The organism is Streptomyces sp. NPDC040622 (genome assembly GCF_055593965.1).
Genome location: NZ_JBVIXD010000001.1, coordinates 664,369 through 677,493 on the forward strand (window position 1 = coordinate 664,369; position 13,125 = coordinate 677,493).

Genomic DNA, 13,125 nt, shown 5'->3' on the forward strand with positions numbered 1-13,125 from the left:
AGAACAATGGAAATGGGGCGGGCAACACCAATGATGGGACCGGCACACTCACTGTCGGGGGCGGCGGCCTGGCTGGGGGTCGGTGCAGCGGCGGCGGCCGCCGGCCACACGATGCCCTGGCCGGTCCTCCTCGCCGGAGCTCTGATCTGCGCCGGAGCGGCGCTCGCGCCCGACCTCGACCACAAGTCGGCGACCATCTCGCGTGCCTTCGGACCGCTCTCGCGGGGTCTGTGCGAGATCGTCGACAAGCTCTCGTACGCCGTCTACAAGGCGACCCGCAAGCAGGGCGACCCGCGTCGATCGGGCGGGCACCGCACGCTCACGCACACCTGGCTGTGGGCGGTGCTCATAGGTGCGGGGGCCTCGGCGCTGGCGGTCTTCGGCGGGCGCTGGGCGGTGCTCGGGATCCTCTTCGCCCATATGGTGCTCGCCATCGAAGGTCTGCTGTGGCGGGCCGCCCGCGGTTCGAGCAGCGATGTGCTGGTGTGGCTGCTCGCCGCGACGAGCGCCTGGATTCTGGCCGGCGTGCTGGACAAGCCCGGGAACGGAGCGGACTGGTTGTTCACCGGCCCCGGCCAGGAGTACGTGTGGCTGGGTCTGCCGATCGTGCTCGGCGCGCTGGTGCACGACATCGGGGACGCGCTGACCGTCTCCGGGTGCCCGATCCTGTGGCCCATCCCGATCGGCCGCAAGCGCTGGTACCCGATCGGGCCGCCGAAGATGATGCGGTTCCGGGCCGGCAGCTGGATCGAGCTCAAGGTGTTGATGCCGATGTTCATGCTGCTCGGGGGAGTGGGCGGCGCGGCCGCGCTGAACTTCATCTGACGCGCCTCCTGCGCACGTGGAGACCCCTACGCCCGAGGCGCCGGCCCGGGCCGCGGAACCAGCCATGGCCGCGGAACCGGCCCGGACTGCGGAACCGGCCGTGGCTGGGGGACCACCTGGCGCAGTGGCGTAATCCCCGCCTGGGAGGCCGGTACCTGTCGGAGGGGCGGGGCTCTCGCCCGAACATGGCCGCCGCCTGCTGCGGCTCAGTGCGTCGGCCGGTGCTCGCCGTGCCACGAGTGCCAGAGCTCCGCGTAGGCGCCGTCGGCCGTCACGAGCTCGTCGTGCGTGCCGAGCTCGGTCACCCGACCGCCCTCCATGACGGCCACGCGGTCCGCGTCGTGGGCCGTCTGCAGGCGGTGGGCGATGGCGATGACGGTGCGCCCGCGCAGGACGGCGGCCAGGGCTCGCTCCGTGTGGCGTGCTGTCGTCGGGTCGAGGAGTGCGGTGGCCTCGTCGAGGATCACCGTGTGCGGATCGGCGAGCACGACACGGGCCAGTGCCAATTGCTGGGCCTGAGCTCCGTGCAACTGATGGCCTCCGGGGCCCAGCGCGGTGTCGAGCCCCTCCGGCAGCCTGTCCGACCAGTCAGCCCCGACCGCGGCGAGGGCGGCACGGAGCTCGGTGTCCGTGGCGGACTCCGCCGCGATGAGCAGATTGTCCCGGACGGTGCCCAGGAACACGTGGTGCTCCTGGGTGACGAGGACGACCTGGCGGCGCAGCCGGTCGGGAGACAGAGCGGCGATGGGGACGCCACCGACGGTCACCGTCCCCGTCGTCGGGGTGTCGATGCCCGCCAGGAGTCGGCTGAGGGTGCTCTTGCCCGCCCCCGAGGGTCCGACGATCGCCAGACGTTCGCCGGGGCGTACCGAGAGGTCGACGTCGCGCAGTACATCGGCGCCGTCACCGTAGGCGAAGCGCACCCTGTCGACCTCGACGCGATCGTCCTCCGGAGAGCCAACGGGAGACGGGACGGCAGGAGCGATACCGGGGGCGGTGGACTCAGCCGGACCCTGCGGGGCGGCGGCCAGGCCCTCGACCCGGGCAAAGGAGGCACCACTGCTCTGCAGCTGTTCGACCTGCTGCAGGATCGTGTCCAGCGGCTGGGAGAGTTGCCGCAGGTACAGGGCCGACGCGACCACCGTTCCCAGGCTCGCGCTGCCCTGTTCGTGCAGGATGCCGCCGATGAGCAGCACGGCGACGACTGGTACGGCGTACGAGATGTCGATCGAGGGGAAGAGGACGCTGCGCAGGAACAGCGTCCGCTCGCGGGCGGCGACACACCGTTCGATCTCCGCCTCACTGTCCGCGACGCGGCGCTCGCGCAGGCCGAACGCCTCAATGGTGCGGGCCCCCGACGCGGTCGCGGCGAGGACCTCGGCCAGTGCGGAGTGGACCCTGCCCTGCTCGAGATAGGCGGTGTGCGCGCGGCGCAGGTACCAGCGGGTGGCGAACCAGATGCCGGCCAGGCAGAGCACACCACAGGCGCCGAGCAACGGGTCGAGGAGGAGGACCGCGCCGAGGATGAAGAGTGCCTGCACGGCCGCGACGAAGACATCGGGTCCGGTGTCGCGCAGTGTCTGCCCTGCGGTGGCCACGTCGGTCGTGCCGCGGGCCGTCAGATCGCCGGCGCCGGCCCGTTCCACGACCGAGGAGGGCAGGGCAAGCGCCCGGTCGACGAACTGCTCACGGATGCGGGCGAGGGTGCGCTCGCCGAAGCGATGCGCGAGGTAGCGGGCATGCCGCGCCAGGAGGAGCTGGGCGACGGCACCGGCGAGGATGCCGAGGGCGAGGCGGTCTACGGCTGCGACGCCGCCGCCGTCCTTGACCGTGTTGATGATGCGTCCCAGGAGCCAGGGGCCGACCAGACCGGCGGCCGCGGCGAGCGCATTGAAGACGATCATCGTGACGAAGGCGCCCGTGTCCTGTCGGACGAGGCGGACAGCGGCACGGCGGACCTGGGAGCGGTCGGCCACGGGCAGGTGTCCCGGCACGGCCACGGCGGAGGAGCTCTTGTCGTTCGTCGTCACCGGACGGCCTCATGAGTGGGCTCGGAGCTGGGGCGGGGTCTCGTGCGATCGTGCGGTGCGTGCTGCCGCTCGGCCTCGTCGGCGCTGTCGTCCTCGTTAGCTGTGTCAACCGTGTCAACCGTGTCGTCCACGGCGGCCTTGCCATCGGCGTAGCCCGAGCGGTCCGAGCGGTCTGTGTCGTCCTCGGACTCCGTGCCGCGCGAGACCAGGCGCCGGTAGGCAGGGTTCCCGGCCAGCAGCTCGGTGTGGTGGCCGGTGGCGGCCACACGACCGTCGACGACGTAATACACGGTGTCGGCCCGGTCGAGTACGAGGGGCGACGTGGTGGTGACGAGTGTCGTGCGGCCGTCGCGGGCCGCACGCAGGCGGGCCGCCATGGTGGCCTCCGTGTGGGCGTCGACCGCCGAGGTGGGGTCGACCGCCAGGAGCACTTCGGGGTCGGCGAGGAGCGCACGGGCCAGGCGAATGCGCTGGCGTTGCCCGCCGGAGAGATTGTGGCCGTGTGCGTCGAGAGGAGCATCGAGTCCACCCGGCAGGCCGCGGACGATGTCACCGGCCGCGGCTGCGTCGACCGCGCGGACGAGGGCGTCCTCGTCGGGACTCCAGCGGCCTGCGATCGCCGTGCGCAAGGGGCCGGCGAAGAGGTCGGCCTCGTTGTCCGCGACCAGGATCCGGGTCCGTACTTCGTCGAGCGCGACCTCGTCGAGACGGACCGAGCCCCAGGTGACGGGGGAAGGAGTGAACCGGCCGAGACGGTCGACGACGTGCACAGAGTCCGACACGCGGTCGCTGACGAGCGCGGTGAGGATTCCGGGCGCGACCCGCACGCCGGACAGGGGGTCGTGCAGCACGGACGGCACGGCCGGTCCGGGCACCGGATCTACCGGGCAGCCCGCCTCATCCCTCCGGTCCGCCAAGTCCCCCCGGCCGTCCTGGGCCTCCGTACCCGCTGGAACCTGCCGTCCTTCCTGTCCTTCCTGTCCTTCCTGCCCCTCCGGCTCCAAGTTGAGGAAGTTCACGACCCGGCGGGCGGCGACCAGGCCGCGGCTGATGTCGTAGCCGCCCTCGATGAACGCGGTAACCGGCACCACGAGCACGGCGACGTAGCCGTAGACGGCCACCAACTCGCCCACGGTGATGGTGCCCTGGGCCGCCATGCGTGCGGCGAGCCAGGTCACGGCGGCCAGGAACAGGGTGGGCAGGCCGAGGCCGAAGGCCTGGATCCAGCTCATGCTCGATCCGACCCGGTACCCCTCGTCCCGCAGTTGGCGCGAGCCGTCGCGGTAGCGGGCGGCGAACATGCCTTTGCCACCCAGGCCGTTGAGGACGCGCAGACCGCCGGCGAGGTCGCCGAGTTCCGCGGCGAGTGCGCCCTGGCGTTCCCGGTAGGCCGTCTCCGCACCCTGCAGCCGGTCGAGGAGAGGTCCGATCAGCACGGCGAGCAGCGGCACGCCGACCAGCACCACCACAGCGAGCAGTGCGGAGACGGAGAGCAGCAGCGTGGCCACCACGAAGTAGGCGACCACCGCGCCCACGCCCGGCCCGGTCACGGTGAGGGTCTGGCCGATCACCCCCACATCGGAGTGGCCGATGGTGACGACCTCGCCGGCCGAGACGCGGCGGGGCAGGGCCGCGCCGAGCCGGGTCGCGTGGTCGACCACGACGCGCACCGTACGGAAGTAGGCGTCCTGCCGGATCCGGGTCATCGTGCGATGACGCATGATCGCCAGCCAGGCGTTCAGGACGCCGATGCCGAACAGGGCCGCGCACCAGCCCACGAGGGCGGACCGGTCACCCGGTCGCAGTCCGTCGTCGATGGCGCGCGACAGGACATAAGGGGGCAGTGTCAGGCAGATCATCCAGACGCTGCCCAACAGGGCGCCGAGAGCGACGCGTCGGCGCTGGCTGGCAGTCACCCACCAGAGGTAGCGGGCAGGCCCGCGCCGGTCGGGTATGCCGGGATCCGTGGGCGATGCAGCCATACGCGCACCCTAGCCAACCCGGCTCGGATGCAATGGGGCGGGCCTGTGCCCACCAGGCAAGTGCGCCCTGGCAGGTACTGCCTCTCGACGCTCTCGGGCAGACACCGGCTCTCGGGCAGACACCGGCTTCCGCGCAGACACCGGCTTCCGGTTCGGCCGCTTCTGTCTGCCCGGCCCGGAAGGCACGGGCCCCCGGCCCGGCTGTCCCCGTACGACCGGCCGGCCGGCAGGAGCCACGTCCTCGGCCGGGCACCTTCGGCCGCCCGGCCTTCCCTATCCGTGCCAGGACCGCCACAGCGCCGCGTACGCACCGTCCGCCGCCACCAACTGGTCATGGCTGCCCAGCTCGCTGATCCGGCCGCTCTCGACCACCGCGATGACATCGGCGTCGTGTGCGGTGTGCAGCCGGTGGGCGATCGCGACGACCGTGCGGCCGTCCAGGACGCGGGCGAGGGAGCGCTCCAAGTGCCGGGCCGCACGCGGGTCGAGGAGCGAGGTCGCCTCGTCCAGGACCAGCGTGTGGGGGTCGGCGAGGACCAGCCGGGCCAGGGCGATCTGCTGAGCCTGTGCGGGCGTCAGCGCGAAGCCGCCCGACCCGACCTCGGTGTCCAGGCCCTCGTCGAGGCCGCGCGCCCAGTCGGCCGCGTCGACAGCGCCGAGAGCCGCCCACAGTTCGGCGTCCCGCGCCCCGGTCCTGGCGAGGAGGAGGTTGTCGCGCAGGGACCCCACGAAGACGTGGTGTTCCTGGTTGACCAGGGCCACGTGCGCGCGCACTTCCTCCGCGGGCATGGCGGACAACGCGGCGCCGCCAAGGGTGACGCGTCCCGTGCGGGGGCCGTAGATCCCGGCCAGAAGCCTGCCCAGGGTCGACTTGCCCGCTCCCGAAGGACCGACCAGGGCGACCCGCGAGCCGGGCTCGACGGCCAGGGACACCTCACGGAGTACGTCGACGCCCGCGCGGTAGCCGAAGTGCACGTCGTCGGCGAGGACATGGCGGCCCTCCGGGGTCACGGAAGGGTCCCCGGCAGCCGGCTCGATGTCGCGCACGCCGACCAGACGGGCCAGCGACACCTGGGCGACCTGCAACTCGTCGTACCAGCGCAGGATGATCCCCAGGGGGTCGACGAGCATCTGCGCGATCAGTACGCCCGTGGTCAGCTGGCCCACGCCGATCCAGCCCTGGAGGACGAAGACACCACCGATCATGAGCGTGGAGCAGAGCACCGTCGTGTGCGTGAAGTTGACCACCGGGAAGAGGACCGAGCGGAGGTACAGGGTGTAGCGCTCCCAGGCCGTCCACTCCTTGATGCGGCGCTCCGACAGTTCGATGCGGCGGCGGCCGAGGCGGTGGGCCTCCACCGTGCGGCCCGCGTCGACGGTCTCGGTCAGGGCGGCGGCCACGGCGGCGTATCCGGCGGCTTCCGACCGGTAGGCGGCGGGGGCCCGCTTGAAGTACCAGCGGCAGCCCACGACGAGCAGCGGTACCGCGACGAGCACCGCGGGGGCCAGCGGCGGAGCGGTCACGACGAGCCCGCCGAGCAGCAGCACCACCCACACGACGCCGATGGCGAGCTGCGGCACCGCCTCGCGCATCGCGTTGGCGAGCCGGTCGATGTCCGTGGTGATCCGCGACAGCAGATCGCCGGTGCCTGCCCGCTCCAGGACGCCCGGCGGCAGCCCGACGGAGCGTACGAGGAAGTCCTCCCGCAGATCCGCGAGCATCCGCTCACCGAGCACCGCGCCGCGCAGCCGCACTTCCCGTACGAAGAAGGCCTGCACGAGGAGCGAACCCGCGAACAGCCCGATGGTGAGCTCCAGATGGAGGTCGCGGGCACCGTCCGAGACGCTTTCGACCAGATCGCCGAGCAGGTAGGGGCCGACCATCGAGGCGACGACGGCGAGGGTGTTCGCCAGGATGAGCAGCAGGAAGGACCGGCGGTGGCGTTGGAACAGTTCACGCACGTAGGTGCGCACGGTCGAGGCCGCGCCGATCGGCAGGGTCTCCGCCGTCGTGGGGGCCGCCGGATCGTACTCCGGGGGCGCCAGGCCGATCATGCCGTCTCCTCGATGTCGACATCTGTCAGGGCTTGTGCGGCGACGCGTTCGGTGTCGGTCTCGCGGGTCACGACGGCGCGGTATCGCGGCTCGCTGTGCACCAGTTCGCGGTGCGCGCCCACCGCCGCGACCTCGCCGTCGGCGAGGAAGACGACGCGTTCGGCGCGGTCCAGGAGCAACGGCGACGAGGTGAGCACCACGGTGGTCCGTCCCCGGCGCAGCTCACGGATGCCGTCGGCGATCCGGGCCTCGGTGTGCGAGTCGACGGCGGACGTCGGCTCGTCGAGCACCAGGGCCTCGGGATCGGTGACCAGTGAGCGCGCCAGGGCGAGGCGTTGGCGCTGGCCCCCGGAGAGGGAGCGGCCACGTTCCGTGAGGTGGGCGGCCATGGGGTCGTCGTCCACGGAGGCCTGCGTGAGCGCGTCGAGGACGTCGGCGCAGTGGGCCGCGGCCAGGGCTTCCTCGGCGCTGACGGCTCCTGACGCCGGTACGTCGAGGAGGGTGCTGAGCGTGCCGGAGAGCAGGACGGGGTCCTTGTCCTGGACCAGGACGGCCGTGCGGGCCGCGTCCAGGGGCAGGTCGTCGAGCGGGACGCCACCCAGGCGCACGGACGGCAGGTGCGCGGCCTCGTCGAACGCGGGGTGTCCGCCGAGCCGCTCGGCCAGTCGCCCCGCCTCGTCCGGGTCACCGCACACCACGGCCGTGAGCCGCCCCGCGGGTGCGAGGAGCCCGGTGGCCGGGTCGTACAGATCCCCGGAGGGTTCGCCGTCGTCGACTGCTGGGCCCGCGCCGTCCGAGCTCGCAGACTTCGAATGAGCGGGTTCCGAGTTCGGAGCCCCCGAACTCACTGCCCCCGAACTCATAGCCGCCGAGCTCACAGCCGCCGGACCCACGGCTCCTGACCTCACTGCCTCCCCCCTCACGGCCCCGGAGTCCACGGCCTCCGTGGTCCGCTCAAGGGAGAGGACACGGGCGGCCCGTTTCGCGGAGGGACGTGAGAAGGAGTACGCCATGGCGATCTCCTCGAAGTGCCGCAGCGGGTAGTTGAGCATCATGATCGCGCTGTAGACCGTGACGAGCTCGCCCACCGTGATCCGGCCCTCACGGGCCAGGTGCACGCCGTGCCAGACGACCGCGATCAGCAGGAGGCCCGGCATCAGGATCTGGATTCCCGAGATGACGGCCCACATCCGGGCGCTGCGCACCGCGGCGGTGCGGACCTCCTGCGACGCGCGGCGGTAGCGGTCCAGGAAGAGTTCCTCGCCGCCGATGCCGCGCAGCACCCGCAGGCCCGCGACGGTGTCCGACGCCAGCTCGGTGGCGCGCCCCGCCTTCTCGCGCTGGAAGTCCGCCCGGCGGGTCGCGCGGGGCAGCAGCGGGAGCACGGCGAGTGCGAGCACCGGGATGCCGATGGCGACGACGATCCCGAGTGCGGGCTGGTAGACGAGGAGGCCGACGCAGACCAGGACGACCGTGAGGGCGGCCGCCGCGAACCGCGACAGCGCCTCCACGAACCAGCCGATCTTCTCGACGTCGCCGGTCGAGACGGCCACGACCTCGCCGGCGGCCACGCGCCGGGTGAGCGCGGAGCCGAGTGCGGCGGTCCTGCGGGCGAGCAGCTGCTGGACGCGGGCCGCGGCGGTGATCCAGTTGGTGACCGCGGTGCGGTGCAGCATCGTGTCGCCCAGCGCGATGGCGATGCCGAGGAGCCCGATCAGGACACCGGCGAGGGCGAGCCGGCCGCCTGACCGGTCGAGCACGGCCTCGACGGCGATGCCCACCATGTAGGGCAGGCCCGCGATGGAGCCGAAGTGGAGCACGCCCCAGGCGAGGGACTTGAGCTGTCCGCCGAGCTGGTTGCGGCCCAGCCACAGCAGGAAGCGCGGCCCCGACCGGACATCGGGGACACCGGGGTCGGTGAACGGAAGGTCGCGAATCTGCATGATGTCCCAGGCTCGGTGCGGTGGTCGTCGCTCCGGCGGGATGACCGGGGGAGCGGACGGCGATGACAAACCGTGAAAGGTTCGCCTCGCGCGGTGGTCCGAGGCAAACGGTTTTCCGCCCTGAGGTAAAGAATCGGCCCCGGTCCGGTGCGGGCGGTGAGGCAGGGCGGGGGCAGCGCGGGCCGGGTGCGACCATGGACGGATGCGTATAGCCGGTGCGGTGCGAACGGTGGTCGCGGCGGCGGCCTGCGGTGTCCTTCTGACGTCCTGCGGGAGCGGGGGCACATCGAGCAAGGGCGACTCCGATCACGGCGGGAGCGCGGGGAGCGGCAAGGGCGCCCACGCCGAGTCCGACGACCCCCGACGCGTCCCGGACGTGGGTGACCGTCTGCAGTCCAAGATCCCGGAGAACTCTCGCCAGGTCGTCGCCGTCTACGGAGACGGCCGGGACTCGGCGAAGTCGACCGTGGTGCTTTACACGAAGTCGGGGGAGAAGGACACCACCTGGGAGAAGTCTCGTAGCTGGCCCGCGCACAACGGCAAGAAGGGCTGGACCACCGACCACCACGAGAACGACAAGCGCAGCCCGGTAGGCGTGTTCACGCTGACCGACGCGGGCGGCGTCCTCGCGGACCCGGGCGCCAAGCTCCCCTACACGAAGTCGACGTCCATCCAGGCGCCGCACTACTGGCCCAAGACGCACTGGCATGACTTCGACTACGTCATCGCCATCGACTACAACCGGGCCAAGGGCACCCCGCCGAACGACCCGACGCGTCCGCAGGGTCAGGCCAAGGGCGGCAGCATCTGGCTGCACATGGACCACGGCAGCGGTACGTCGGGATGCGTAAGCCTGTCCAAGGCGGGCATGGAGCAGCTGCTGCGCACGCTGGACCCGAAGCAGCACCCGGTGGTGGTGATGGGGGACAGGGCGAATCTTCGGGCGTGAGTCAGGCAGCGGCCCGGACGCGGCCCGTCGGGCAGCACCGTCGCACCATTGCGGTGATCGGCAACTGCCCTTAGAAATCCCCCATGAGAAGACGCGTCATGTCCATGCTCGCCGGAGCGACCCTCGTGGCGAGCACCCTCCTCGGCGCGGGGCCGGCGGCGGCCGCCACGCCCCCACCGGAGTTCGGCGACGACTGGCACGACCCGGTCACTGCCGCGCCCCCCGTTCCGAAACCGCACACCAAGTCCTGCGAAGTGACGGTCGCCGAGGCGCAGTTCAAGGACTTCACGCCCTACCAGGGCACCTACACCCCTCCGGACGCGTGTGGCCGGGCGGGGCGCTGGGGCAAGGTGGTCCTGCGCCTCGAAGGAAAGGTCAAGGGGCGCCAGTACGACCGCCTCGGCTACCTCCGCGTCGGTGGCGTCGAAGTCTTCCGTACGTCGACTCCGGAGCCGTCGGTCGACGGCATCACCTGGTCCGTGGAGAAGGACGTCACCCGCTACCGCGAGACCCTCTCGCGCGGCCGACAGGTCGAGATGCTGATCGGGAACGTCGTCGACGACACCTACACCGGGATCATCGACGTCAAGGCGACGCTGACGTTCTACGCGCCCGAGCGGCAGCGGGAGCGCGAGGACACCGGACGGTCGCACCGGACAGCCGCCGAGCAGGCGACGCCCGACCGTGTCATCCCCCTCGGCGACAGCACCACCCTCACCACCCCGCGCAACAGCGAACGCATCGTCGCCGAGGTGTACGCCACCGGTTCCGGTGGCGGCTGCGAGGAGTACTGGTACCTGACGGTGCCCGATGCCGCCCCGTACTCCTGCAAGGCGGACCACGGCCCCTACCGTGAGGTGCAGGTCACGGTGGACGGCCGGCCGGCGGGCATCGCCGCCCCGTTCCCGACCGTGTGGACCGGCGGCTGGTCCAACCCCTTCCTCTGGTACGTGATTCCCGGGCCCCGTGCCTTCGACATCAAGCCCGTCGAGTACGACCTGACCCCCTTCGCGGGCATCCTCAACGACGGCCGCCCGCACCAGGTGGAGGTCTCCGTGGTCGGCGTCCCCGAGGCGCAGACCGGCTGGAACACTCCGGTCAACGTCCTGGTCTGGCAGGACGAGAAGAGCGACCACGTCACGGGCGGGCTGACCCGGCACGAGGAGGGCGCCCTCGTCAACGACGCGACGTACACGCCCGGCGCGGGCCAGGAGGCGCACCGGCTGGACACCAAGGGCGGCCACCGGCTCAGCGTGGCGGGATACGTGAACACCTCGCACGGCCGCGTCACGACGACCGTGACCCGCACCCTCGCGAACACCTCCGTCCACCGCTGGACCGAGGGCGAGGCGATGGACGCGCTGAAGGCCACCTGGACCGACCGGGAGACGGTCACGACCGGCCACCGGTCGGTGCGCACCGACCGGACGTACACCATGGACGGCACCACGGCCCTCGGCGCCGGCGACCGGCTGCGGACCAGGATCACCCTTGGTGGCCGCGCCGAGAGCGTCACGACGCCGGGCGGCCGAAGTGGCGCGCGGCGCGTCAACCGGTCGTTCCTGGACGACCATTACGAAGGCGACGCCACGTACACCGCCAACGTTCCGCGCGATCAGCGGCACGCCGTGGGCACCTCGCGCGAGCGGTACCGTCTGACCGGCGACACGGGATGCCACGACCGCACCCTGGCGACCGTCCAGGGCACGCTGACGGAGGACCGCAGGCGCTGCTGAGCCCCGGCACCCGGGCGGGCCCGGCCGCGGCGCGCGCCGCCACCGAACCCGCCCGGGCCCTGCTCAGGACCGCAGACCCACAGGCCTCAAGCCCGCGCGCCTCACGCCTCCTTGGGCTTCTCCGAATCCATGCCGGGCCGCTCCTTCTTCCACAGCCCGCGAGTGAAGTCCGGGATCGCCTGCGGCGCGCCCTTCGCCTTGATCGAGAGATGACTCAGCGGCACGGGAGCCGTCCACGTCGCGGCGTCGTACACGTCGAAGTCCGGCACGAGTCCGAGCCGCATGGTCTGCATCAGGCGGAAGATCATGATGTAGTCCATGCCGCCGTGCCCGCCGGGCGGGTTGGCGTGCTCCTTCCACAGCCAGTGGTCGAAGTCGGCGTACTTGGCGAAGTCGCCCCACTCGTCATCGGTGTGGTCCGGCTCGATGTAGATGCGCTCCGGATAGTCCTCGAAGACGCCTCGGGTGCCGCCGAGGCTGTTGATGCGGCTGTAGGGGTGGGGCGTGGAGACGTCGTGCTCCAGACGGATCAGCCGGCCCTTCGCGGTCTGGACGAGACTGATCGTGCGGTCGCTCTCGATGTAGGTCTCCTTCCAGCTCGGGTCGCCCGGCGGCATGTGTTCCTTGCGGTACGCGGCGAGACCGAGGGAGGGCGTACCGAAGCTGGAGATGTGCGTGACGCGGTCACCACGGTTGACGTCCATGTAGTTGGCGACCGGGCCGAAGCCGTGGTTGGGGTAGAGGTCGCCGCGCAGCCGGGTGTGCCACAGGCGGCGCCACGGGCCCTCGTAGTAGTCGGGGTCGAACATCAGGCCCCGCAGGTCGTGGTTGTACGCGCCGGCACCGTGCAGCAGATCGCCGAACTTGCCCGCGTGCGCCATCCGCAGGACGCGCATCTCGTTCTTGCCGTAACAGCAGTTCTCCAGCTGCATGCAGTGCCTGCGGGTGCGCTCGGACAGGTCCACGAGCTCCCACAGCTCGTCGAGGCGCAGGGCGATGGGACACTCCACGCCGACGTGCTTGCCGTTCAGCATCGCCGACTTGGCCATCGCGAAGTGGAAGTCCCAGGGCGAGGCCACGTACACGAAGTCGATGTCACCGCGCTTGCACAGGTTCTCGTAGTCGTGCTCGCCCTTGGTGTACGTCGCCGGTGCGGGCTGGCCCGCGGCCGTGACCTTCTTGGCGGCGGCCGCGGTCTTGTCCTTGACCGGGTCGCAGAGCGCGACGACGCGCACGCCGGGTATCGCGAGGAACAGGTCGATCATGCTGCCGCCGCGGTTGCCGAGCCCGATGATCCCGACGCGGACGGTGGAGCGCCGGTCGAACGGCACACCGATCATGGTCTTGCCCTTGCGGGCGGGGGCCGCGGCCGTGTCGGCGGCGCCGGTGGCCGTGCCGGCGGGGGTGTCGGCGTGCGCCGTGCCGCCCGCGAAGGCGCCGACCCCGAGCCCCGCGCCGGCGAGGCCCGCCGTGCGGAGCACCGTGCGCCGCGAGCGGCCCTCTCCCTTCGCTCCCTCGGCGATGTCGCCGGGGGTGGTGCCGTCAGGGGTCGGTGTCGCGTTCTCGTCGTGCATCGGACCTCCGTAGCTGTAGGGCGGCCGGCCG

8 protein-coding genes are annotated in these 13,125 nt (G+C 71.7%); 3 read left to right on the forward strand and 5 right to left on the reverse strand.

Features of this window, described 5'->3' with window-relative positions; translation table 11 throughout:
• Positions 1-30: 30 nt before the first annotated feature.
• Entirely contained in the window at positions 31-825 is a 795-nt protein-coding gene (locus tag ACZ592_RS02895) for a metal-dependent hydrolase (protein ID WP_471579699.1), read from the forward strand.
• 206 nt (positions 826-1,031) lie between these two features.
• On the opposite strand, the gene ACZ592_RS02900 is transcribed toward ACZ592_RS02895, so the two are convergent.
• The 4 genes from ACZ592_RS02900 to ACZ592_RS02915 all read right to left on the reverse strand — a co-directional run bounded on the left by ACZ592_RS02900 (position 1,032) and on the right by ACZ592_RS02915 (position 8,835).
• Complete coding sequence (locus ACZ592_RS02900) at positions 1,032-2,855, reverse strand: ABC transporter ATP-binding protein (protein WP_471579700.1); 1,824 nt, start codon at positions 2,853-2,855, stop codon at positions 1,032-1,034.
• Positions 2,852-4,837, reverse strand: coding sequence for an ABC transporter transmembrane domain-containing protein (locus ACZ592_RS02905; protein WP_471579701.1), 1,986 nt, complete (start codon positions 4,835-4,837; stop codon positions 2,852-2,854). Before ACZ592_RS02905 ends, ACZ592_RS02900 begins: the two co-directional genes overlap by 4 nt.
• Before the next feature lie 273 nt (positions 4,838-5,110).
• A complete protein-coding gene (locus tag ACZ592_RS02910) occupies positions 5,111-6,892 on the reverse strand; it encodes an ABC transporter ATP-binding protein (protein ID WP_471579702.1) in 1,782 nt (593 codons plus the stop codon).
• Positions 6,889-8,835 (reverse strand): ABC transporter transmembrane domain-containing protein, encoded by a 1,947-nt coding sequence (locus ACZ592_RS02915; protein WP_471579703.1) that lies wholly within the window; start codon positions 8,833-8,835, stop codon positions 6,889-6,891. Before ACZ592_RS02915 ends, ACZ592_RS02910 begins: the two co-directional genes overlap by 4 nt.
• A gap of 202 nt (positions 8,836-9,037) precedes the next feature.
• Here ACZ592_RS02915 and ACZ592_RS02920 point away from each other — a divergent pair, with 202 nt between their 5' ends.
• Both ACZ592_RS02920 and ACZ592_RS02925 read left to right on the forward strand, forming a co-directional pair.
• Positions 9,038-9,784, forward strand: coding sequence for a L,D-transpeptidase family protein (locus ACZ592_RS02920; protein ID WP_471579704.1), 747 nt, complete (start codon positions 9,038-9,040; stop codon positions 9,782-9,784).
• 83 nt (positions 9,785-9,867) lie between these two features.
• The gene (locus ACZ592_RS02925) at positions 9,868-11,520 is read left to right on the forward strand and encodes a peptide-N4-asparagine amidase (RefSeq protein ID WP_471579705.1); all 1,653 of its coding nucleotides are present in this window, start codon (positions 9,868-9,870) and stop codon (positions 11,518-11,520) included.
• A gap of 101 nt (positions 11,521-11,621) precedes the next feature.
• Here ACZ592_RS02925 and ACZ592_RS02930 read toward each other — a convergent pair whose 3' ends face one another.
• Positions 11,622-13,094, reverse strand: coding sequence for a Gfo/Idh/MocA family protein (locus tag ACZ592_RS02930; RefSeq protein WP_471579706.1), 1,473 nt, complete (start codon positions 13,092-13,094; stop codon positions 11,622-11,624).
• Positions 13,095-13,125 lie beyond the last annotated feature (31 nt).

What these genes read in the sequence shown, in the direction of transcription:
- ACZ592_RS02925 (WP_471579705.1), top strand. Translation starts at nt 9,868, where the DNA reads ATGAGAAGACGCGTCATGTCCATGCTCGCCGGAGCGACCCTCGTGGCG.
- ACZ592_RS02920 (WP_471579704.1), top strand. Translation starts at nt 9,038, where the DNA reads ATGCGTATAGCCGGTGCGGTGCGAACGGTGGTCGCGGCGGCGGCCTGC.
- ACZ592_RS02915 (WP_471579703.1), bottom strand. Translation starts at nt 8,835, where the DNA reads ATGCAGATTCGCGACCTTCCGTTCACCGACCCCGGTGTCCCCGATGTC.
- ACZ592_RS02930 (WP_471579706.1), bottom strand. Translation starts at nt 13,094, where the DNA reads ATGCACGACGAGAACGCGACACCGACCCCTGACGGCACCACCCCCGGC.
- ACZ592_RS02910 (WP_471579702.1), bottom strand. Translation starts at nt 6,892, where the DNA reads ATGATCGGCCTGGCGCCCCCGGAGTACGATCCGGCGGCCCCCACGACG.
- ACZ592_RS02895 (WP_471579699.1), top strand. Translation starts at nt 31, where the DNA reads ATGATGGGACCGGCACACTCACTGTCGGGGGCGGCGGCCTGGCTGGGG.
- ACZ592_RS02905 (WP_471579701.1), bottom strand. Translation starts at nt 4,837, where the DNA reads ATGGCTGCATCGCCCACGGATCCCGGCATACCCGACCGGCGCGGGCCT.